Raw genomic sequence first — 21,246 nt, 5'->3', positions numbered from 1 at the left:
ATCCCTCCGTACCCGAGCGGACTAATGAGTATCCCTATTGCAAGGAATCAAGGGCGTGGTCAGGTGACCGGATCCGGCGCCCGCTCGCCGAGATAGGCGCGCTCCAGCAGACCGGGGTCCGCCCCGAGTCCCGCGGCGGAACCGCTCAACACCGTCGCCCCGTGCACCAGGACCACCGCCCGGTCCGCCACGTCGAGCGCCAGTCTCACGTGCTGCTCGACCAGCACGACCGCCGTGCCGGTGTCCTCGGCGATCCGCCGTACGATCGGCAGCAGCTCCTCGACGATCACCGGCGCCAGCCCCATGCTCAACTCGTCGACGAGCAGTACCCGGGGGTCCTGGATCATGGCCCGGCCCAGGGCCAGCATCTGCTGCTCCCCGCCCGAGAGCATCCCGGCCGCGACCTTCAGCCGTTTTCCCAGCGCCGGGAAGAAGTCGAGCACCTGGTCCACGGTGCTGCCCCGGCGCCGCCGCGCGAGCGTCAGGTTGTCCCGCACGGTGAGCTGGGTGAACAGGGACCGGTCGTCGGGTACGAGGACCAGTCCCCGCCGGGCGGCCTCACGTGCCCGCCCGCCACGGATTTCCCGTCCGTCGAGCGTCACCGCTCCGTCGAGGCGCGGCAGCAGGCCGGCGAGGGTCATCAACAGGGTTGTCTTTCCCGCCCCGTTGGGCCCCAGCAGGGCAGTGACCTCACCAGGGAGCAGTTTCAGGTCGAAGCCGCGTACCACCGGCCTGCCCTTGGAGTAGCCCGCGTCCACGCCCTCGCACCTCAGCAGTTCCTGCCCGGTCACTGGACGACCTCCCCGCGCACCTCGTCGGTATCGGCGTGCGTCGCACCGAGGTAGGCGGTGGCGACCCGTGGATCGGCCTTGATCTCGGCGGGAGTTCCGTCCGCGATGACCTTTCCGATGTCCAGGACGACGATGCGGTCGCACACGTCCAGCACCAGCCCCATGTCGTGGTCGATGAGCAGGACCGTCACGCCGTCGGCCCGTACGGCCCGCAGCCGGTCGCCCAGCCAGCGGCTCTCGGAGCTGTCCAGGCCGGCCGCGGGTTCATCGAGCAGCAGCATCCGGGGGCGGCCGGCCAGGGCGCGCGCGATGGACACCAACTGCCGCCTGCCCTGGGAGAGTTCACGCGCCGGCTGAGTGCGGAACCGGCTCAGGTGCAGCGTCTCGAACAGCCGGTTCCGCAGCTCAAGGCCCTGCATGGTGCCGACATGGTCGCCGCCGTGCCGGGCCGCCGCCTCCCCGGCCAGTACGTTCTCCTCCACGCTGAGGTCCTCGTAGAGCTCGATGCCCTGGAAGGTGCGTCCGAGGCCCGCCCGCCCGCGCTGGTGCGGCTTCAGTGAGGAGATCGTCCGGTTGTCGAACTCGACCGTTCCCGTACTGCGGTTGTATCCGCTGATCGCGTCGAGGAGGGTGGTCTTCCCGGCGCCGTTGGGGCCGATCACGCCCACGATCTCGCCCGAGCGGACCTCGAAGGACACCGCGTCGACGGCCACCACACCGCCGTAGCGCACCCCGACATCGCGCACCGCCAGGACCACCTCGCCCGGACCGGGGACCGGGGCGCGGGTGGCCGGTGCGGTCTCGGTGAGGCCGTCCGTGTCCGCGTCGTCGACGGTGGCCGGGCGGCGCCCGCGCTGTATCCGGGCCATCAGTTCGTGCGCCGGGCCGACGATGCCTTCCGGGTTCGAGATCACGGTGAGGACGAGACCGATGCCCATGATCACGTCGTACCACTCGCCGATGGACAGGGCCCGGTCCAGGAGGACGGGCAGCAGACCGCCGGCCCCCATCACCCCCGCGGCCAGGCCGCCGGACAGCGAGGTGATGCCGGCCAGGTAGGCGGTCGCGAACAGGCCGAGACCACCGATCGCGGTGAACATCTCGGCGTCGGCGACGGTCTGTTGGTAGCCCAGCAGGGCGCCCCCGAGCCCGGCGATGAACGCTCCGATCGCGAACGCGACGATCTTCGTGCGGGCTACGTCGATGCCCGCCGCTGCTGCCGACCGTTCATTGGCGCGCACGGCGAGCATCGCGGCGCCGAGGCGGCTGCGGCGCAGCCACGCCACGCCCAGGGCGACGAGCAGCAGCACCACCAGACAGAGCAACGCGAACGGGATGCGTGGATAGTCGTCGCCCGCTCCGATGCCCAGGTCGATCCCGAACAGGTGGGGTGAGGGCACCTTCGAGCCGCCCAGGCCGCCGTTGAGCTGTGTGTTGCGGAACCAGAAGGCCTCCAGAGCCACCGCGAGCGCGACCGTGACCACCGCCGCCGGCAGGCCGCGGATCCGCAGCGCGGGCAGCCCGATCACCACACCGATCACTGTCGCCGCCAAGGCCGCCAGCAACGGAGCGAGCGGAAAGGGGACACCCCATTCGACGCTCAGCCTGCTCAGGCTGAACGCGCCGACCCCCGCCAGGGTCAGCTGCGCCAGCGAGATCTGCCCGGCGAACCCGGTGACGACCACCAGCGACAGCGAGATCACCGCCAGGGTCAGCGAGGTGATCACCGCCGCGCGGATGCTTCCGGTGGTCGCGAAGAGCACGACGACACCCAGGGTCGTAGTCACGACGGCCGGGACGAGGACGCGGTCGGGCCGGGGTGCCCGGCCCAATGCCTGCTGGATCAGCGAGCCGCGCGTGGGCAGCGGCCGTCCGCGGACCACGAGGTAGGCCAGAATGACGGCCAGCGGCACCAGTTGGGCCAGACCGGCCTGGGGGAGCCACGACCACTTCCCCTGGAGGAACTGCACTTCCGACTGGAGCATTCCGATGACCAGACCCGCTCCCACGGCCGGGATCAGCGCGGTGAAGTTGCCGACCAGGGCCGCCGCCAGGGCCGGCACGATGAACAGCGTGTAGGAGACCGGGACCAGCGGCACGATCGGCGCGATCAGGATGCCGGACAGACCGGCGATGGCGGAGCTGAGCGCCCAGTTCGCCACCGCGATCCGCTCCGGCGACAGTCCGCTGACCAGCGCGCCCTTCTCCGACTCCGCCGCCGCCCGGGCGGTGAGCCCGAACCGGGTCAGCCGGAACACCAGCGCCAGCACGACGGTCAGTACGACGATCACCGCCGCGAACCACAGCCGGTCACCCGGGAGGAGTGAACCGCCCCAGGACACCGGGTCGTTGGGCAGGATGGCCCTGACCGACACCGCCCCGGTGCCCACCGCCGCGGCGAGCACTGCCTGGATCACCAGCATCACCCCGATCGACGCGACGGCCTTCGCCACCGGCGGCGCGGTGCGCAGCGGCCGGAAGACCAGCCCGTACAGGAGCACCCCCAACAGGGCGGCGAGGACAAGGGAGATGACCATCGCCGGGAAGAGGCCGAGCGGACCGCCGAGCCCGACCGTCTTCGGCACCCCCGGCAACGGCACCAGCAACTCGCCCTGGCGCAGGAACGCGTAGGTGTACGCGCTGTACAACGCGATGGCCCCGGTGGCGAAGTTGACCACCCCGGAACTGCGGAAGGTGAGCACGAGTGCGAGCGCGAGCGCGCCGAACACCGCCCCGCTTCCCAGGCCCAGCAACACAAACACGACGTACTGGCTCATCGGCGAGACCGTCCCTTCCGGCTGCTGTGACTACTGCGCGAACAACGGACTGGGATCGACGACCCCCATTTTTCCCACCTTGCCGTTGGACACCGTGCCGGTGACTTCCTTCGCCGAGCAGGCCGACGGCAGCCCCGGTACCGCCTTGGAGTCACAGCTGAACGTGATGCCGTGGCCGGCGGGCAGTACGACGTTCCTCGCGGAGTGCAGCGCCGCCGTGATCGTCTTCGACGAGACCGTGCCTGTCAGGCCGTGCAGCGCGCGCACCAGTCCGAGCACGCCCTGGTATCCGATCGCCGCGTACCCCTGGGTCGGTGTGCTGGGGCTGTATGTCTTCATCACCTGGCGATAGAGCCGGGCCTCGATGTCGTCGCTGGCCACGTCGAAGCTGCTGAACACCTGCAGGCCGTCCATGCCCGCGCCCACCGCGTCGACGACCTCGGGGGCCACACACGACTGGACGCTCATCCGGGCGATACCGGCCCCGAGCGTGTTCATCGCCTGGAGCACGGAGGTGCACACCGTCGACTCTCCTACGACGGCGACGGCGTCGGGCCTGTTGCGCAGCGCGGCACTCACCTGAGGAGAGGCGTCCGGTGTGCCCGCCGCTATCGTCACGATCTGCAGACCGACACCGGCCTTGGCGAAGACCGGCTTGCCGATGGCCTCGACACCGCTGACCGCGGCGGGCGCGTCGATCACGAACGCGGCGACCTTCTTGTAGCCCTTCTCCTTCGCGTACGCGGCCATCGACGTCATGGTCGTCGGGAAACCGCCCGTCCAGGAGAAGGCGTTGGCGGTGGTGCCCTCGGAATTGCTGGCGGCGATGGACGTCGTCCAGGGAATGCCGGCCCGGGTCACGATCGGCACCATGGAGTCACCCAGACCACTGCTGGTCAGGACCACCGCGTCGACCTTCTGCTCGACCATCTGGTTCGCGCAGTCCCGTGCCGTCGCCGGCTCCTCCTTCGTCTTGCAGATCACGAACTCGATCGGCCTGCCCGCGATTCCGCCGAGGTTGTCGTCGGCGTACTTCCGGGCCGCTTCCGCGGCCTCCCTGTTCTCGGGCTGACTGGTGGTGGCGCCGCCCTCATTGGTGATGAGGCCGATCCTGACCGGGGAACCGGCGGCCTTCTTCCCGGGGAAAGCGCTCGCGAGTGCTGCCGGTATTTTCGTGCTGCCCGCGGCGGCGGTGGCGCCGTCACCGCTACCACCGCATCCCGCGAGCAGGACCGTGGTCGACACCAGCGCGACCGACGCGCGCGACCGGGTTGAGGAGAGGGCTCGTCCGACCGACTCGATCATGTCTGCGTCCCAACGTCTCGGCGAGTGTCCGGCACTCGCTGCGATCAGCGACCGGCGGCGCCGTGCGGCGACGCTGCCGTCCGAGAAAGTGAAGAGAGAGCCGCGCGTGGAGGTCGAACGGCACGAGGGCCGGGCGCCGCGGCAGACCATGCCGGCCGGCGTGCCGAGGACTTCATGACCGGCGACGAGACGGACCTGCTCCGATGAGGGGAGAGGGGTGGCCGATCTTCGGAAGCAGTGGCCCGCAAGCAAGAAGAGTATACGTAATTCGGCCACGCTGGAGTGGGGCGTACGGGACTCGTCCATGAGATCGGCCCCTCATGCGGCATCAAGCCTGATATGAGGGGCCGTAATATATGGGTGTGTTGTTCACTGGCCGCGATGGACCCAGCCCGCGTCGTGCCAGTACGTCTCCAGGTCTGCCATCGGCTCGGGCCAGGTCTCGATGTAGCTGACGCCCTCCGGACCGGCCGTCATGAGATAAGGAGTCCCGGCCTCGCTGATCCAGAACTCGCCCGGACCGATGGTCCGGCTGCCCTCTTCCCCGTCCTTGCCCCAGGCGACATGGAACGCGCCGCCGAAGACGATGATCAGCTCGTCGAGGTTGTGATGGTGGCGGGGGACCGCGAAGTTCGGCGCGCACCGCAGGCCGTTCAGATTGAACGACGGGTCCACCTTCGTCGACCACCACATGTTCCCTTTGAAGGTCTGCTCCATGTCGACCGGCGCATCGGCCAGGAGACCGCCCTCGTGCCACAGATATGTGGGAGCGGACTGGTCGACCGGCAGCTCGATCCAGCCCTCGTCCGACAGCAGATTGAAGAACTCGATTCCCATGCCCCGATAGTGGGGACCGGGGTGGGACGTGTCATGTGTGAATCCCGTTGGCCGGGACCGGAGCCCCTGGCGGACGGGTCCCGATGAGCGGAACCTCTCCACGACACGGTGTCCGGCCGTGCATACGGTCGCCGCGTGACTCTTACATTCGGTGATCTGGTGGAAGACGCGGACTGGGTTCCCATGCCCCTGGACCAGCAGGGCCATCCGCAGTACTTCTGGAACGACGGCGGTCTGCTGCGGGACGCGCCGGTGGACTTCGCGGCGACGTTCGACGGGGCGATGTGGGTGACCACCAAGCCCATCGACGTACCGCGCTTCAACCGCAACCCGCTGCGCGTACGCCCGGACTTCACGGTGCCCCGGCACCACCACAACGTCGACGAGATGCTCTTCGTCTTCGCCGGCGAGTACAACATCGAGCACTACGAAGCGGGCGAGCCGCAGACCGTGCGGGTCGGGCCGGGGGACTTCTTCCTCAGCCGGGCCGGCACTCCGTACACGATGACGGCGGGACCCGAGGGCGTCACCTACATCGAGACCTGGCCCAAGCCGGTGCGGGAGTTGGAGACGTGCTGGCACGACGTCGGCTGGGTCCGGCGGTAGGTTCTCGACACGATCGTGTCCCGGCCCCTGGGGGCCGGGACCACGGATCGGGCGTCGGAGGGGTCAGTCCGTCCAGAGGAACCGGTCGGCGACCCGGTGGTGGTTGTAGATGGTCATCTCCTGCTCCTCGCTCAGCCGGTGCCCGTCGAAGCTGGGGGAGTGCATGCCCACGGTCACCTCCTTGGCGTTCAGCAGATCCTGCGTGAAGATCTCACCGAGGTCGGCCTCACGGAAGTCCTCGAAGAACTGGGGCTGGAAGTCCCGCTTCTTGCCGTAGTCGGCGACGGGGATCTGGTCCAGGCTGAAGATCTCGAACAGGCAGCTGTCCGGGTCGAGTCCGTCCGGGCGCGCCCGGTAGCCGAACACCGACCCCTGGTTGGGCAGCAGGATCGTGTTCGGGAACACGTTCCACGCCGTACCGGCCTCCGCCCACTGCCGGGGCGAGATCTCCGGCCAGTCGTAGCCCTCGGCGAGCGACAACTCCTTGTACAGCTGGAGGTAGTACTGACCGGCGGTCATGCCCTCGGGCACCTCCGCGGTCTTCAGCGCCTCGGCGGCCCGCCGGCTCCGCTCGTTCTCCAGGCCGCGCATGTCGTCGGCGATGTACTGCACGCTCAGCGCCACGGCGAGCCGCTCGTCGGTGATGCCTCCCGTGCCGCCGCGGTCCGTAGGATCCTTGGCCGCGTTCTCGGGAGCCGTCTTCTCCTTCGGGCCGACACTCGAATAGTGCGCGTGCCGCTCGTACACGGTCGTGGGCGCCCACATCCGGTTCTCAAGTTCCTTCATCGAGGCGATGTTGGTGTTCGACTTGTCGAAGCGGTAGAGCTGCGGATGCGTTCCCGCCACGTGGTAGGCCTCCAGGAACCCGTCCAGCGCGGTCTTCCAGTTGCACGGCAGCAGCACGCTCTTGTGCCACCGGTAGCGCATGTTCTCGAACTGGAACGGCGCGAAGATCCGCGGGATCGGGTCGAGGTATTCGAGGAGCGGTTTCGCGTCGGGGTCCATGTTGATGAAGACGAACCCGCCCCACTGCTCCGCCCGTACCTGTACCAGACCCAGGTCGTCGTCGGAGCGCGGCACGAACTCCTCACGGTCCAGCACCAGCCTGATCGAACCGTCCAGGTTCCAACGCCAGCCGTGGAACGGGCAGATGAGCGAACCGACCCGCCCCCGGCCCCGCGCCAGGCGCGTACCGCGATGCCGACACGCGTTGAAGTAGGCGCGGATCGAGTCCTTGGCCTCCCGCACGATCAGGATCGAATGACCACCGATCTCGTACTCGACGAAATTCCCGACGCCCGGCAGTTCCTCCAGACGGCAGGCGAGCAACCACGCCCGCGTGAACACCTTGTCCAGTTCCAGCTTGAGGAACTCCGGGTCCAGATAACGGCCCTTGGGCACAAACGCACGCGAAAGCCGGTACTTCTCGGGGACCTTCTCGGCGGGAACATCGCCCTCGAACCAGGGGACTCGACGGTCCACTCGGGGCTCAACCACTGCAGACACCTCTGACCACTCCTCCACTCGACATGCGTGTACGGCTCCAGGCGGCCGCAAGGTTGCGTCAGCCGGCGTCGGGGCCGGCGACCTCGGTCCCGTCGGCGCGCCGCACCACGTGGATGCAGTTGCCCGGGCACTCGTCGGCGGCGTCGATCACGTCGAGACGCAGCCGATCCGCCACATCGGCCTGCGCGCCCTCGGGCGTCAGCAGTTCCCCGTCCTCGGCGTTCTTGACGTAGGCCAGGCCGTCACCGCCGAACTCGAAGACATCGGGGGCGTATTGGGTGCACAGACCGTCACCCGTGCACAGTTTCTGATCGATCCACACCCGCACCTCATCGCTCACGCGTGTCACCCTCCTTGTCCCTGCGGACGCCGTGCCGTCATCGCGGTGGCGGTGAAAACGACTCTCCACGCGGCGTCCGGGGCCGTCCACCGGCCGTCCCATCAGCCGGGACCTGCGCGGACGGCTCTGCTCGAACCCGTCCTACACTCAGCCGGCCGACCGCCTCCGCCGAGCCGTGCCCATCGCCGTGACGCCCTCACCCGTGCGCCGCGGCGCGACGGATCCGCAGGCGGCACGCCCCGAACCACTCTCCCCAGGAGGCCGGCCCGTGGCCGAGACCGTGACCACAGACATCCTCATCGTCGGCGCCGGCCCGATCGGGCTCTACGGCGCCTACTGCGCGGGCTTCCGCGGACTGCGGACCGTCCTGGTCGACGCGTTGCCGCAGTGCGGAGGCCAGATCACCGCGCTCTACCCGGAGAAGGAGATCCGCGACATCGCCGCCGTCCCCGGCACCCGCGGCCGCGACGTCGTCACCGCCCTCAAGGACCAGGCCGACGCGTTCGACCCGGCCTACCTCCTCGGCCGCCAGGCCGTCGACCTCACCCACACGCCCGACGGACGCCCCCAGGTCACCCTCGCCGACGGCACCGCGGTCGACGCCGGAGCGGTCGTACTGACCGCCGGGATCGGCACGTTCACCCCGCGCGCCCTCCCGGCCGGGGAGGAGTTCCTCGGGCGCGGGCTGAGCTACTTCGTCCCGGACCCGGCCGAGCACGCCGACCGTGACGTCCTCGTCGTCGGCGGCGGGGACAGCGCCGTCGACTGGGCCCTCGCCCTGCACCCGATCGCCCGCTCGGTGACCCTGGTGCACCGTCGCGGCACCTTCCGGGCGCACGCGGCGAGCGTGCGCGAACTGCACGAATGCGGAGTCGACATCGTCACCAACGCCCAGGTGGAGACCCTGGCAGGCGACGACCTGCTGCGCCAGGCGCACCTGAAGGTGGACGGGGAGGAGGATGCCCGGGTGCTGAAGGTGGACGCGGTCGTGGCCGCCCTCGGTTTCATCAGCAACCTCGGGCCACTCGCCGACTGGGGTGTCGAACTGGAGCGGCGCACGATCGTCGTCGACACCAGGATGCGCACCACGGTCGACCGGGTCTACGCGGCCGGCGACGTCACCGCGTACCCCGGCAAGGTGCGTCTGATGTCCGTCGGCTTCGGGGAGGTGGCGACCGCGGTCAACAACGCCGCCGTCGCCCTGGACCCCGCGTTGTCCCTGTTTCCCGGGCACTCGACCGAGTCCGCCTGAACACGGAACTCCCTCTCGAAAGGACCGCCTTCGAGGGGGAGTTGAACATGCTCCGCGTGTCTACCGGCCCTCGTCCGCCATGTCGACGGCGGCGATGTAGGAGAACGCCATCGACGACCCCACGGGACCGCCCGCGCCCGGGTAGATCCGGCCGGACATCGGCGCCATCGTGTTCCCCGACGCGTACAGACCGGAGATCACCGAACCGTCGGGCCGCAGCACGCGCGCGTGCTCGTCCGTCTTCAGGCCTCCCTTGGTCCCCAGGTCGGACAGCACGATCGTGGCCGCGTAGAACGGCGCTCTGTCGATCACGCCCAGGCAGGGGTTGGGGCCGTCGGTGTGGGACCCCGCCATGTGCGTGATCATCAGGTCCCAGGGATCCTCACCGCGGCCGAACTGCTCGTCCTTGCCGTTGCGGGCGTACCCGTTGAACTGCTCGACGCTCTCGATGAGCGCACCGGCGGGCAGGCCGATCAGCTCCGCCAGTTCCTCCAGCGTGTCGGCCCGCTTCAGCACACCCGCGGCGAGGAACTTCTCCACGTCGAACCAGCCGGGAACCTGCGGTGCGACCGGCAGCCCGGCGAACGCCCGCTCGTTGTCGAGCTGGCGCTGGTCGAACACCCAGTGCGTGGGCAGGTGCGACACGTGCGAGGACCGGTGCGCCCTGAGCATCTCGTGACCGGCACGGTCGTAGGGGAGACGTTCGTTGAGGTAGCGCTGTCCGGCGGAGTTGACCCAGATGCCGCTCCAGACCGACGTGTAGAACACCGGGCGGGTGTCGGGTACGACGAGGCCCGGCGCGAACCACGACTCGTCGAGCAGGTCCGTCGCGGCGCCGATGTCGATGCCCGCGGTGAGGGCGTCGCCGGTGTTGCCCTCGCAGCCCTGGGTCCACTCGTCGGTGACCCCGGGCTGGAACCGCTCACGCAGCGCGCCGTTCCGCTCGTACCCGCCGGCGGCGAGCAGGACGCCCCGCTCGGCACGGAAGGTCACCAACTCGCCCTCGCTCAGGGCCTCGACCCCGACGACCGCACCGTCCTCGACGATCAGGCGCTCCAGCGCGGTGTTCGTGCGCACCGTTCCGTTGCCGGTCTCCACGAACGCGAGCAGCGCGCGGCCGATGAGGGCCTGCCCGCCGATCATCTCCGATTCGACGTCCACGCCCCAGCGTTCAGTCCACAGCGGCCTGCGCACCAGAGGCTCCAGGTCGCCGAGTTCGGACCGGTCGAGGTTCTCGGGGAAGATCGTGCGGCCCTGGGGCAGGCTGCCGGGCCGTCCGGCGAAGTAGTCGGGCACGCCCTGCCAGAAGAACCGGCCGAACCGCGGGTTCTTCTCCAACTCGTCGATCAGAGTGGGACCGGCCTGGAGGAAGGCCTCCCGCAGGGCGGCCGGCGAGTCGACGCCGACGATCGCGTCGAGGTAGGGGCGTGCGACGTCGGGGCCGTCCTCGACGCCGGCCCGCTGCTCGGCCGCGTTGCCGGGCAGCCAGATCCCGGCGCCCGAATAGGCCGTGGTCCCGCCGACGTACTCCGTCTTCTCGATGACCAGCGTGCGCAGCCCGCGGGAGGCCGCGGCGTAAGCGCCGACCAGCCCCGCGCCCGAGCCGACGACGATGACATCGTAGGAATCAGCTGTGCCTGCGCCGCTCATGACGGTTCCTCTCACCAAGTGTCGAGCATGGGATGGACACGGGCCGGCTCATGCGAAAGCGGGCCGTGCCGAATGAGTCAGTGCACTTAGTTGCTGCCCGTGTTCGACGCCGCCTCAAGGTGCGCGAACCCCCGGGCGGCCTCCTCGTCGAGCTCCATGACCTCGACGAAGTGCCCCAGCTCGGCCGTCATGTCGAGATACCCGAACCGGATGGCGCCGCTGTCCCCGTACTGTTTCCACGACCTGCCGCTCGCGGTGACGATCGCGGACGCCTCGTCGAAGTCGTCGACGCGGAAGCCCAGATGATGCAGCGTCGCCGGTTCCCCGGGCCTGACGGCGCCGCGGTAGAGGTCGACCTTGCCGCCGACCGGGCGGATGATCTCCAGGTTGGTCGGACCGGCGTTGACCAGGGCGACATCGATGACCCACTCGTCGGCGGGCACACCGTCCACCACGACGAAGGGTCCGCGCGGGTCGTCGGCACCGGCGGGCCGCAGACCGCCGCCCAGCGACGACTTGAAGTGCTTGACGCACTGGACCGTTCCCAGCCTCGACTCCAGGAACGTCGTAGCGGCGTCGATGTCGTCCGTCACGTATCCAAGCTGCATGAAATTACGGAAGAGGTCACTCAACTGCCGCATCCCGTACCCGCCTTGCCCTGGTGGCCCCGGTTGACCACGGAGAACGACTGTCCCCCCGACGGCACCGGTCGTCCATCGGTTGTCCCACCAGACGGAATCGGGCGGTGGCCGTGCGGTCCGGCCGTGGCACGCTGCGGCGATGACCACATCGAGGGCAGGGGCGGCGCCGGTGACCGTGGACCGGACGGCGATCGAGCACCGGCTCATCACCATGCGCAAATCGGTCGTACAACTCGACTCGCTCGGACGGCTGGACAGCGCGCGCCTGGAGAACGACCCGGGCACCGGACTGGCCCTCGAACGCGTCCTGGCGCTGCTGAACGACCTGGCCTTCGCCATCAACCGACAAGTCTGCGCAAGGGAGTTGGACGAACGACCACCGCAGACACCCACCGCCTCGTTCGGCGCGGCCGAGCGGGCCGGGCTGATCGGCGCCGAACTGGCGGCGGCTCTCGCGCCGGCGGACGGACCGCACCACGTCCTGGTGCAGCTGTGTCTGGACGCTGCACCCGAGGACGTCGCCGCGGTCGTGTCCGCCGCGCTGTCCGGCTACCGGGAGTACGTGCGGCAGGTCACCGACTGGATCACCGTGAGCGCGCCGGACCGGGTGGTGTGAAGGTTCAAACGGCGGCGGCTACAGTGCGACCATGACGACGACGCCACGCTGGCTGGATGCCGAGGAGCGGCGAGCCTGGCTCGCCTACGTCGAGTTCTCGACCCTCCTCTCCGACCACCTCAACCGCCAGCTGCGGCGCGACGCCGGAATGACGCACTCCGACTACATCCTGCTCGCCCACCTCTCCTCGGTTCCGCAGGCCACCCTGACCATGTCGGAACTGGCCGAGCGCCTCAAGATCACCCGCAGCCGGCTGACCCACGCCGCGACCCGCCTCCAGGAAGCCGGATACCTCGACCGCTACGAGGACCCCGAGAACCGCCGCAGCCAACTCGCCATGCTCACCGCGCAGGGCCGCGAGTTCCTGGAACGCGCGGCCCCCGGCCACGTCGAGGCCGTCCGCCGCGCGGTCTTCGACGCGCTCACACCCGAGCAGGTACGCCAGTTCGCGGAGATCGGCGAGGCCATCAACGCCGCACTCCATCGCGAGGAGGACGCCGGGGACGACCAGGAGGCGCTGCCCTGGCGTCGGAGGTAGGGACGGGCGGTCAGCCGTGAACTCGGCCTGCTAACCGAGGAGTTCGCGTACGAGCGCGGCCACCTGCTCCGTCTCGATCAGGAACCCGTCGTGGCCGTACGGCGACGCGATCAGCCGGAGACGGTCCGCGGACGGGATTCCGGCCGCCAACTCGGCCTGCTGGTACGGCGGATAGAGCCGGTCGGAATCGACCCCGGCGACCAGGGTCCTCGCCGTCACCCGGCGCAGCGCGGCCCGCGCGTCACCCCGGTCGCGGCCGATGTCGTGGCTGTTCATGGCCTCGGAGAGGGTGACATAGCTGCCCGCGTCGAAACGGCGTACCAACTTGGCGGCGTGATGGTCGAGATACGACTCGACCTGGTACCGGCCACCGTTCCACGGGTCCTCCGCACCCTGTGCCGTACGCCCGAAGCGCACCGCCAACTCCGGTTCACTGCGGTAGGTGACGTGGGCGAGACGGCGGGCCAGGCCGAGTCCCGCGTGTGGACCCCGGCCGGCGTCGTGGTAGTCACCGCCGTGCCAGTACGGGTCCGAACGGATCGCGTGCAACTGGATGTCGGCCCAACTGATCTGCTCGGCGCTCGCCGCGGCAGTGGTGGCGAGCAGCAGAAGCGCGTCCGCCCGCTCCGGATACGACACGGCCCACTCCAGCGCCCGCATCCCACCCATGGAACCGCCGACCACCAACGCCCAGCGCTCGATACCCAGTTCATCCGCCAGACCTGCCTCTACGGCGACCTGGTCACGCTGGGTGACGAAGGGGAAGGCTCCGCCCCACGCCCGCCCGTCGGGCCGGAGCGAGGACGGCCCGGTGCTGCCCTGACAGCCGCCGAGCACGTTCGGCGCGACGACGAACCACCGCTCCGTGTCCAGGACTTGACCGGGTCCGACGAGCGCGTCCCACCAGCCGGCCGTGGGGTGACCAGGCCCGGCCGGTCCGGCGACATGGCTGTCGCCGGTGAGCGCGTGCAGCACCAGCACGGCGTTCGAGCGATCCGGCGCCAGCCGCCCCCAGGTCTCGAACGCCAGCCGCACCCCGGGCAGTTCACCGCCCGCCTCCAGCGCGAGGGGCTTCTCCCGGGTGTGCCACTGACGGCGTCCGGGCGGGTCCCCCTTCCGCCAGGCCCCGGAGGCCGGCGGAAGGGGGACCGCTGACGGTGTCGGTACGGTGCTCAGGACGCGCCCTTGGCCGCGCGGAACCCGGCCTCCAGATCGGCCTTCAGATCGGCGAGGTTCTCGATGCCGACCGACAGCCGCACCAGCCCCGGCGAGGTGCCGGTCGCCGTCAACTGCGCCTCGTCCAGCTGACTGTGGGTCGTAGAGGCGGGATGGATGATGAGACTGCGTACGTCCCCGATGTTGGCGAGATGACTGAAGAGTTCGACGGCGTCCACGAACCGCTTCCCTGCCTCGACCCCGTCCCGCAGCTCGAAGGCCAGCACCGCACCGGCACCGCGCGGAAGATAGCGCTGGCCCGCCTCGTACCACCGGTTGGACTCAAGTCCCGGGTAGTGGACGGCTGCCACCTCGTCCCGCTGCTCCAGCCACTCGGCCAGCGCCTGCGCGTTGGACGAGTGCCGCTCGATACGCAGGCTCAGTGTCTCCACGCCCTGGAGGAGCAGGAACGCCGAGTGCGGCGAGATCGCCGGGCCCAGGTCACGCAGCAACTGCACGCGCAGCTTGATGGCGAAGGCACCCGGACCGAGCGCCGGCCAGTAGCGCAGGCCGTGGTAACTGGGGTCCGGCTCGCTGAAGTCGGGGAAGCGGTCGGCGTGCGCGCCGAAGTCGAAGGTGCCGCCGTCGACCACGACACCGCCGATCGTGGTGCCGTGCCCGCCGAGGAACTTCGTCGCCGAGTGGACGACGATGTCCGCGCCGTGCTCGATCGGGCGCAGGAGGTACGGCGTCGGCACGGTGTTGTCCACGATCAGCGGCACCCCCGCCGCGTGCGCGACATCCGCGACCCCTCGCACGTCGAGGACGTTGCCGCGTGGGTTCCCGAGCGTCTCGGCGAACAGGGCCTTCGTGTTCGGGCGGACCGCCGCCCGCCACGCCTCCAGGTCGTCTGGGTCGTCGACGAACGACACCTCGATGCCGAACTTCGGCAGCGTGTGTCGGAAGAGGTTGTACGTCCCGCCGTACAGGGACGTACTGGAGACGAGATGGTCGCCCGCCGACGCCAGCGTCAGGATGGCCAGGGTCTCTGCGGCCTGCCCGGAGGCGACAGCCACCGCGGCGGCTCCGCCTTCGAGGGCGGCGACACGCTGCTCGAAGACGTCCTGGGTGGGGTTGTGGATCCGGGTGTAGATGTTGCCGGGCTCGGCGAGCGCGAACAGGTCGGCGGCGTGCTGGGTGTCGCGGAACACGAACGAACTGGTCTGGTAGATCGGCGTCGCCCGCGCCCCGGTCGTCGGGTCCGGTACGGCACCGGCGTGGATCTGCTTGGTCTCGAACGACCAGGCCGAGGTGTCGGGACCTGCGGGCTCGTCCTCGGGGGTGTGACCCGCGGCGACGGAGTCGATGGGCTGGCTCATGGTTCTCCCTTGTGCGGAGCGTGCGGGGTGCGGGCGTGCGTGAGGAGACCGCGGGGCCGCCGTCCGGACCGGAAGCGGGCAGGACGGAGGACGGCGCGGCGCGCTGGTGAAGCGGGGGACCGGATGCCGGAGCGGAGCGTCAGCTCTCGGCGGGACACCCCGTGCTGGTGACACGCACGTAGTCGACGTGGCGGCGGGTCACGAGCACGGTCATGCACCGAGAGAACCACAGCCGGTGCCGGAGAACCAGCGTGACGTGGGGAGTTGCAACACGACTGCCACAACCACGCCGGCCCCCGGCGCCGTTCACCCCGCGGACGCCAGCAGCGCCGTACGACCGCCCAACGCGCTGGAGAAGTGATCCGTGACCTGCTCCAGCGCCGTGGCCGCGGCGGCTGCGACGGTCAGCGTGCCGTCCTCGCCGACCGTGATGTCCTTGTCGAGCGTGAACCAGCCCGGCACGATGTGCGAGGGCCCCATGGAACTCAGCACCGGCCGCAACGCGTAGTCGATCGCCAGGACATGGGCCGTACTGCCGCCCGTGGCCAGCGGCAGCACCGTCTTGCCGGTCAGCGCGTACTGCGGGAGCAGATCGAGCAGCGACTTCAACAGGCCCGAGTACGCGGCCTTGTAGACCGGCGTACCGATCACCACCCCGTCCGCCTGCTCGAACAGCGCCGTGGCGGCCACGATCGCCGGATGCCCGAAGTCGGCGCCCAGCAACGCCTGCGCGGGCAGGGTGCGCACCTCCAGCGGGGTCACGTCATGGCCCTGGAGGCGGAGCCGGTCGTCCAGGTGACGCAGGAGTCGGGTGGTGCGGGAGGTGGGGGAGGGACTGCCGGAGACGGACAGGATCGAGGCCATGACGGACCTTCCGGGATCGGGGTTCAGACGACGTACCGAGCGGGCGGGCGGACGCTCACCAGGCGCTCGACCGCACCGTGATCAGCGGCCGCAGCTCGTTGCGCAGGTTTTCCAGGAAGGTGACGACCTCGGCGGCCACCGAACGGTGCTGGAGGTCGTTGAGGACGTCGTGGTGAGCGCCGTGCACCACCGAAAGCCGTGCCCTGGCAAGGGACTTGGCGGTGCGTGCGAGTGCGTCGTGATCGGCGAGGGGATCGGCGTCACCGACGAGAAGCAGGGTCGGTACGGCGGTCTCGCTGTCGTAGGCGGCGGTGAGCACCGCCTCCGGCACCGCGTCGTCGAGCGAACCGCGTCGCACCTCCGGGTCCTGGGTGAGGGCACCCCGGTGGGCGGGGCAGGAGGTGCGGACGTCGAGTTCCTCGTCCCAGCTGGCGGCGGTCGGAGTGGTACCGGGGGCCAGGCCGGGCAGGCCCGCCAGGACTACGGCGTCGGGCTCACCGCCGGCCGCCCGCCCGAGCAGCGCGGCGATCGCGGCGGCGCCCGAGTCGGCGCCGACGAGGACGAGTGGCCGTACGACACCGTCGTCCACGGCCGTGTCCTCGGCGGCCTCGGCCAGTCGAGCGGCGAGACCGTCCAGATCGCCGGCGTCGAGGTCGGGGGCATCGATCACGCGGACCCGGTAGGCGTCGGCGGCGAGCCGTTTGCCGAAGCGGGCGTAGGTCGCCCGGGTCTCGCCGCGGCCGGGGACGACGAGGACCGTGCCCCGGACGCGCAGGCCCTCGGGGCCGAAGTAGTCGCTGTACTGGGTCATTTCACACTCCTGCGGATACGGGCGCGGCCGTCGGCGCGGGCTTCCAGCCCAGTGCGGGTGCCACCTCGGTCGCGATGAGTTCGAGGGCGCGGACGGCGGCGTCGTGGTCGGGGATGGCCGGGTTGAACTGGGTGATCAGGTCTGTCGCGACAGGCAGCACCTGCTCCTGCTGGAGCGCGGCGACGATCTCGTCGGGATGGCCGTAGAAGGAGTGGAAGCGGCGCAACGCCTCGTCCTGGTCGAGGCCCTTGGGGAACGCGCCGTGCTCCGCCATGCGCAGCGCCGCCCGGTGGACGTCGTCGCCGATGGCCGCGAGTGCCGTGCGGCGGTCCTTGGCGGGGAAGACGAACCGGGAGAGGCCGATGCGCGGGCGTCGCGGCTGGTTCCAGGCGGCCAAGTAGGCTTCGGCCCAAGGGCGTTGGACCTCGTCGGTGGGGGCGTCGAAGCCGTAGGCCGCCCGGTTGAGCAGTAGATTCGCACCGCCCTGTGCGGCGTACTCGGCCCCTTGTTCGCTGAACACCCCTTGCCAGACACGGTCGTTGAAGTCGCCGGGTCGGGGCTGGATGCGGAAGCCGGGTGTGCCCACCTCGCGGCGGTCGAGGGCCTGGCGCACGATGTCGAGGTTGTCGCTGGTGAGTTGGCGCTTGCGGGCCACGTCCTTGCCGAACGCCGCGTACTCCACCTCGCTCGATCCACTGCCCACGCCGAGCTCCACGCGGCCCCCGCTGAGGGTGTCGACGGTGGCGATGTCCTCGGCGAGCCGTACCGGGTCCTCCAGGGGGAGGATGGTGATGGCGGTGCCGAGCCGGATGCGGGTCGTGCGCGCCGCCGCGTGGGCCAGGAAGGTCCACGGGGAGGACAGTCCGCCGCCTCCGAGGGGGACGTGGTGCTGGGCGACCCAGCCGACGTCGAAGCCCAACTCGTCGGCCACGACGAAGAGTTCCTGGGCGTTGCGGTAGGTGCGGGCGATGTCGTCGTCGCGGCCCTGGACATGGGTGAGGAAACCGAGCCGGAAGCGTGGTCTCTCGGTGGTCATGGGGTGATGGCCTTTCGGAGTCAGGCTGCGGTGGTGACGGGAACCGGGGCGGGTTCGGCCGCCGCCTCGGCATGCCCCAGCACCTGGTCGAGTACGGCGGCGGCGCCCGCGTCGGGCAGCCGGGTACCGCGCCAGACGACGTGCTGGTCGGGGCGGATCAGGACGTTGGCCGTGCCGTAGACGGCCCGTGCCGCCGGGTCGGTGAGGTGGACGACCGTGAACGGCAGGGAACGGGTGGCGGCTTCGGCGGCGAAGGCCTTCTCCACGGTCCGGTCGTCGGTGAGGACGAGCAGGCCGAAGGAGGTGCCGAGGCGGTCGTAGAGCGTGCCACCGCTCGGGTCGACGGGACCGTCGGGCGCACGGTGGCCCGGGCGTGGGTCGTCCTCGTAGACGTCGGCGCGCCAGGGCTGTTCGGCGTCCAGCTGGCCGGGTTCGTACCGGACGACCGTCGAGGCGTCGTACCGTTCGTCGAAGGCCACCCCGTCGCTGCCGAATCGGTCCCGGCGCAGCCGTGCGCCGATCTCGGCCCGCCGTCGTACCGCGTTCTCGCCGAGGTCCGCGTCGTCGGGGATGCCCTCGGCCCGGATCTCGGCGAGGGCGGCCTGGGTGCGCCGCGCACGCTCCAACGCGTGCTCGGCGACTCGCCGGTTGTGGGGGCGGCGCTCCTGGTCGTAGGAGTCGAGCAGGCTCGGCGGGGCCTGTCCGTCGAGCACCGCCGCGAGCTTCCAGCCCAGGTTGACGACATCGCCGATGCCCTCGCCCAGGTTGCCGCCGGGCGTGCGGACATGGGCGGCGTCACCGGCGAGCAGGACCCGGCCGCGACGGAACGTCTCCGCGATTCGGGTGGCGTGGTAGAAGGTCGTCGCGGACACCAGCTCAAGGTCGATGTCCAGGCCGAACGCGGCCCGCCCGACGTCCAGCAACTCGCCCTCGCTGGGCTCGTGTTCGAGCGGGTACGGGCCGGCGTACACCCGCCACTCCCGTGCGCTCACGGCGGCCAGGAAGCCGGAGGCGCGGGCGTTGACGACGATGTTCGTCGCGCTCGGGGCGGGTCCGACCCGGTCCGCGATGTCGCCGGTGCGGACGATGAGCCGCAACCGCTTCTCGGTGGCGTGCTCGCCCGTACGGTCGATGCCGGCCAGGCGGCGGGTGGTGCTGCCGCCTCCGTCGGTGCCCAGGACATAGGCGGCCCGAATGATCCGTGAGCGGCCGGAGTCGACGGCCACGACCTCCGCGTCGACGCCGTTCGCGTCCTCGCGCAGGCCGGTCAGCTCCCAGCCGCCGGACACGCTGACGCCCTGTTCCGTCAGGTGGTCGAGGAACACCCGCTGGAACACGGTCTGCGGGCGACGCAGCGCCTCGTCGGCGGAGTACCCGGCGCCGCCTGCCCTGTCGGTGAACGACGGGGCGGGCACGGGCACCAGCTCGTGCCCGGCGAGGGAGGTGACCAGCCGGGTGCCCCGGTGCCATTCCGGCGGGTACGTCCACGCGTCCCGGACGCGCTGGAGCAGTCCCCAGCGCCGCAGATGTTCCACGACCCGCGGGGTGTGCCCCATGGCCCCGGCCCGTACCAGCGTCGCGGCGGGGGCGCGGTCCACTACGGCGGCCCTGACACCCCGCGAGGTCAGTTCGACGGCCGCCGCCAGGCCGACCGGGCCGGCGCCGACGACGAGGACGTCGACGGTCGCCGGGGGTGCGGCGGTGGGGAAGCGGACGGTGTGGACATCACGTCCCCCGGTCGCCGACAGTTCGGTCATCGCGCGGCCCTCAGTCGTTCACGAGCTGGCGCTCGCGGGAGTGGCGGTTGGCGGGGATCGGCAGGCCGAGGTTGCCGCGCAGGGTGTCGGACGTGTACTCGGTGCGGAACAGGCCGCGCTTCTGGAGGATCGGGACGACGCCGTCGACGAAGTAGTTCAGCTCCTCCTCGGTGCGGAAGGCGAGGTTGATGCCGTCGAAGGCGCGGGCGTCGAACCACTGCTGGATGGTGTCGGCCACGGTCGTCGGGTCCCCGACGAACGGCGACTGACGGAACTGGTTGATGGATTCCGCTACTTGACGCAGCGTCAGGCCTTCGTTCTTTGCCCGCTCGATGAGCTGCGTGGCACCAGTGCGCCCGCCCTTCTCGGCGAGGTGGGCGACATCCGGGAAGGGTGCGTCGAGGTCGTGCACGCTGAAGTCGTACGCCCCGAAGGAACGGCCGAGCAGCGCCAGGTTGCGGGTGAAGTCGTCGTCCTCCTCGAAGATCTCCCGCTCGCGACGGCGGGCCGCCTCGTCGGTGGCGGCGACGACCGGGCCGCCGTGGATGAGGATCTTGACGTGGTCGGGGTCACGGCCGTAGGAGGCCGCGCGCTTCTTGACGTCGGCGTAGTAGTCCCGCGCCGACTCCAGGGTGCCCCCGGGCGCGAAGATGCCCTCGGCGACCTGCGCGGCGAGATCACGGCCCTCCTCGGACACGCCGGCCTGGAAGATCACCGGCTGGCCCTGCGGGGAGCGGGAGAGGTTCAGCGGGCCCGCGATCTTGAAGTGCTCGCCCGCGTGGTCGAGTTCGTGCAGCTTGGCCGGGTCGAGGAAGACGCCCCGCTCGACGTCGGCCGGGAACGCGTCGTCCTCGTAGGAGTCCCACAGCCCCCGGGCGACCCGCACGAACTCCAGGGCGCGGCCGTAGCGGGTGGCGTAGTCGAGGTGCTCGTCGAGCCCGAAGTTCCGCGCGGTACCGGTGTCGAAGCTGGTCACGACGTTCCAGCCGGCCCGCCCGCCGCTGATGTGGTCCAGCGAGGCGAAGCGGCGGGCGAGGTTGAAGGGCGAGTTGTACGTCGAACTCGCCGTCCCCACCAGGCCGAGGTGCTTGGTGTGGGTGGCGACGGCCGACAACAGGGTCAGCGGTTCGAGGCGGTTGAGGTAGTGCGCCGGGTAGGTGGAGTTGATGAACTGGCTGTCGACGATGAACAGAGCGTCGAACAGGGCGTGTTCGGCCGCCTGCGCCAGCCGGATGTAGTAGTTGATGTCGATGCTGGCGTTCTTCGCGACGCGCGGGTCCTTCCACAGTCCGTGCTGGCCGGGACCGCCCACGCCGTAGGGGTGCAGGGCGAGGTGGAGCGTGCGGGACATGGCTGTTCCTTTTCTGTCAGGGGTGTTTCTGCCA

At 70.3% G+C, this 21,246-nt stretch carries 19 protein-coding genes; 4 read left to right on the top strand and 15 right to left on the bottom strand.

Going from position 1 to position 21,246, the window contains the following annotated elements; genetic code table 11:
• Positions 1–59: 59 nt before the first annotated feature.
• From OG226_RS03895 to OG226_RS03880, 4 genes are all read right to left on the bottom strand, one after another.
• Positions 60–791, bottom strand: a complete 732-nt coding sequence (locus tag OG226_RS03895) for an ABC transporter ATP-binding protein (protein ID WP_328675158.1) — start codon at positions 789–791, stop codon at positions 60–62.
• Positions 788–3,568, bottom strand: a complete 2,781-nt coding sequence (locus OG226_RS03890) for a branched-chain amino acid ABC transporter permease/ATP-binding protein (RefSeq protein WP_329347900.1) — start codon at positions 3,566–3,568, stop codon at positions 788–790. The genes OG226_RS03895 and OG226_RS03890 overlap by 4 nt, the downstream gene beginning before the upstream one ends.
• A gap of 30 nt (positions 3,569–3,598) precedes the next feature.
• Entirely contained in the window at positions 3,599–4,873 is a 1,275-nt protein-coding gene (locus tag OG226_RS03885) for an ABC transporter substrate-binding protein (RefSeq protein WP_329347899.1), read from the bottom strand.
• Between the two features lie 369 nt (positions 4,874–5,242).
• Positions 5,243–5,710: a hypothetical protein gene (locus OG226_RS03880; RefSeq protein ID WP_329347898.1), complete on the bottom strand. Its 468-nt coding sequence runs from the start codon at positions 5,708–5,710 to the stop codon at positions 5,243–5,245.
• 135 nt (positions 5,711–5,845) lie between these two features.
• Between OG226_RS03880 and OG226_RS03875 the strand changes: the two genes are divergently transcribed.
• Positions 5,846–6,316, top strand: coding sequence for a cupin domain-containing protein (locus OG226_RS03875; RefSeq protein WP_329347897.1), 471 nt, complete (start codon positions 5,846–5,848; stop codon positions 6,314–6,316).
• 63 nt (positions 6,317–6,379) lie between these two features.
• Here OG226_RS03875 and OG226_RS03870 read toward each other — a convergent pair whose 3' ends face one another.
• Positions 6,380–7,813: an aromatic ring-hydroxylating oxygenase subunit alpha gene (locus tag OG226_RS03870; RefSeq protein WP_329347896.1), complete on the bottom strand. Its 1,434-nt coding sequence runs from the start codon at positions 7,811–7,813 to the stop codon at positions 6,380–6,382.
• Positions 7,814–7,880: 67 nt separating this feature from the next.
• Positions 7,881–8,162, bottom strand: coding sequence for a ferredoxin (locus tag OG226_RS03865; RefSeq protein ID WP_329347895.1), 282 nt, complete (start codon positions 8,160–8,162; stop codon positions 7,881–7,883).
• A 268-nt stretch (positions 8,163–8,430) separates the two neighbouring features.
• Here OG226_RS03865 and OG226_RS03860 point away from each other — a divergent pair, with 268 nt between their 5' ends.
• A complete protein-coding gene (locus OG226_RS03860; RefSeq protein WP_329347894.1) occupies positions 8,431–9,414 on the top strand; it encodes an NAD(P)/FAD-dependent oxidoreductase in 984 nt (327 codons plus the stop codon).
• Between the two features lie 60 nt (positions 9,415–9,474).
• Here the strand turns inward: OG226_RS03860 and OG226_RS03855 are convergent, their stop codons facing one another.
• Positions 9,475–11,064 carry an FAD-dependent oxidoreductase gene (locus tag OG226_RS03855; protein WP_329347893.1) on the bottom strand — a complete coding sequence of 530 codons (1,590 nt, stop codon included), beginning with the start codon at positions 11,062–11,064 and terminating at the stop codon, positions 9,475–9,477.
• Between the two features lie 86 nt (positions 11,065–11,150).
• Positions 11,151–11,672, bottom strand: coding sequence for a VOC family protein (locus OG226_RS03850; protein ID WP_329347892.1), 522 nt, complete (start codon positions 11,670–11,672; stop codon positions 11,151–11,153).
• A gap of 172 nt (positions 11,673–11,844) precedes the next feature.
• On the opposite strand from OG226_RS03850, the gene OG226_RS03845 reads away from it, so the two are divergent.
• Positions 11,845–12,321: a hypothetical protein gene (locus OG226_RS03845; RefSeq protein ID WP_329347891.1), complete on the top strand. Its 477-nt coding sequence runs from the start codon at positions 11,845–11,847 to the stop codon at positions 12,319–12,321.
• Positions 12,322–12,352: 31 nt separating this feature from the next.
• On the top strand, positions 12,353–12,859 hold the full coding sequence (locus OG226_RS03840; protein WP_329347890.1) for a MarR family winged helix-turn-helix transcriptional regulator: 507 nt from the start codon (positions 12,353–12,355) through the stop codon (positions 12,857–12,859).
• A gap of 30 nt (positions 12,860–12,889) precedes the next feature.
• Here the strand turns inward: OG226_RS03840 and metX are convergent, their stop codons facing one another.
• The 7 genes from metX to OG226_RS03805 form a co-directional block, all read right to left on the bottom strand.
• A complete protein-coding gene (gene metX, locus OG226_RS03835; protein ID WP_329353315.1) occupies positions 12,890–14,035 on the bottom strand; it encodes a homoserine O-acetyltransferase MetX in 1,146 nt (381 codons plus the stop codon).
• Entirely contained in the window at positions 14,032–15,393 is a 1,362-nt protein-coding gene (locus OG226_RS03830) for a bifunctional o-acetylhomoserine/o-acetylserine sulfhydrylase (protein ID WP_329347889.1), read from the bottom strand. The genes metX and OG226_RS03830 overlap by 4 nt, the downstream gene beginning before the upstream one ends.
• Positions 15,394–15,699: 306 nt before the next feature.
• Positions 15,700–16,257 carry an NADPH-dependent FMN reductase gene (gene ssuE / locus OG226_RS03825; protein WP_329347888.1) on the bottom strand — a complete coding sequence of 186 codons (558 nt, stop codon included), beginning with the start codon at positions 16,255–16,257 and terminating at the stop codon, positions 15,700–15,702.
• A gap of 55 nt (positions 16,258–16,312) precedes the next feature.
• Positions 16,313–17,068, bottom strand: coding sequence for an alpha/beta hydrolase (locus OG226_RS03820; protein WP_329347887.1), 756 nt, complete (start codon positions 17,066–17,068; stop codon positions 16,313–16,315).
• A 1-nt stretch (position 17,069) separates the two neighbouring features.
• Positions 17,070–18,104 (bottom strand): LLM class flavin-dependent oxidoreductase, encoded by a 1,035-nt coding sequence (locus OG226_RS03815; protein ID WP_329347886.1) that lies wholly within the window; start codon positions 18,102–18,104, stop codon positions 17,070–17,072.
• 20 nt (positions 18,105–18,124) lie between these two features.
• Positions 18,125–19,861, bottom strand: a complete 1,737-nt coding sequence (locus OG226_RS03810) for an FAD-dependent monooxygenase (RefSeq protein ID WP_329347885.1) — start codon at positions 19,859–19,861, stop codon at positions 18,125–18,127.
• 10 nt (positions 19,862–19,871) lie between these two features.
• Positions 19,872–21,212: an LLM class flavin-dependent oxidoreductase gene (locus OG226_RS03805; protein WP_328675141.1), complete on the bottom strand. Its 1,341-nt coding sequence runs from the start codon at positions 21,210–21,212 to the stop codon at positions 19,872–19,874.
• Positions 21,213–21,246 lie beyond the last annotated feature (34 nt).

This window comes from Streptomyces sp. NBC_01261 (assembly GCF_036226385.1).
Taxonomy (GTDB): Bacteria; Actinomycetota; Actinomycetes; order Streptomycetales; family Streptomycetaceae; genus Streptomyces.
This window is presented reverse-complemented; position numbering and strand designations above follow the sequence as displayed.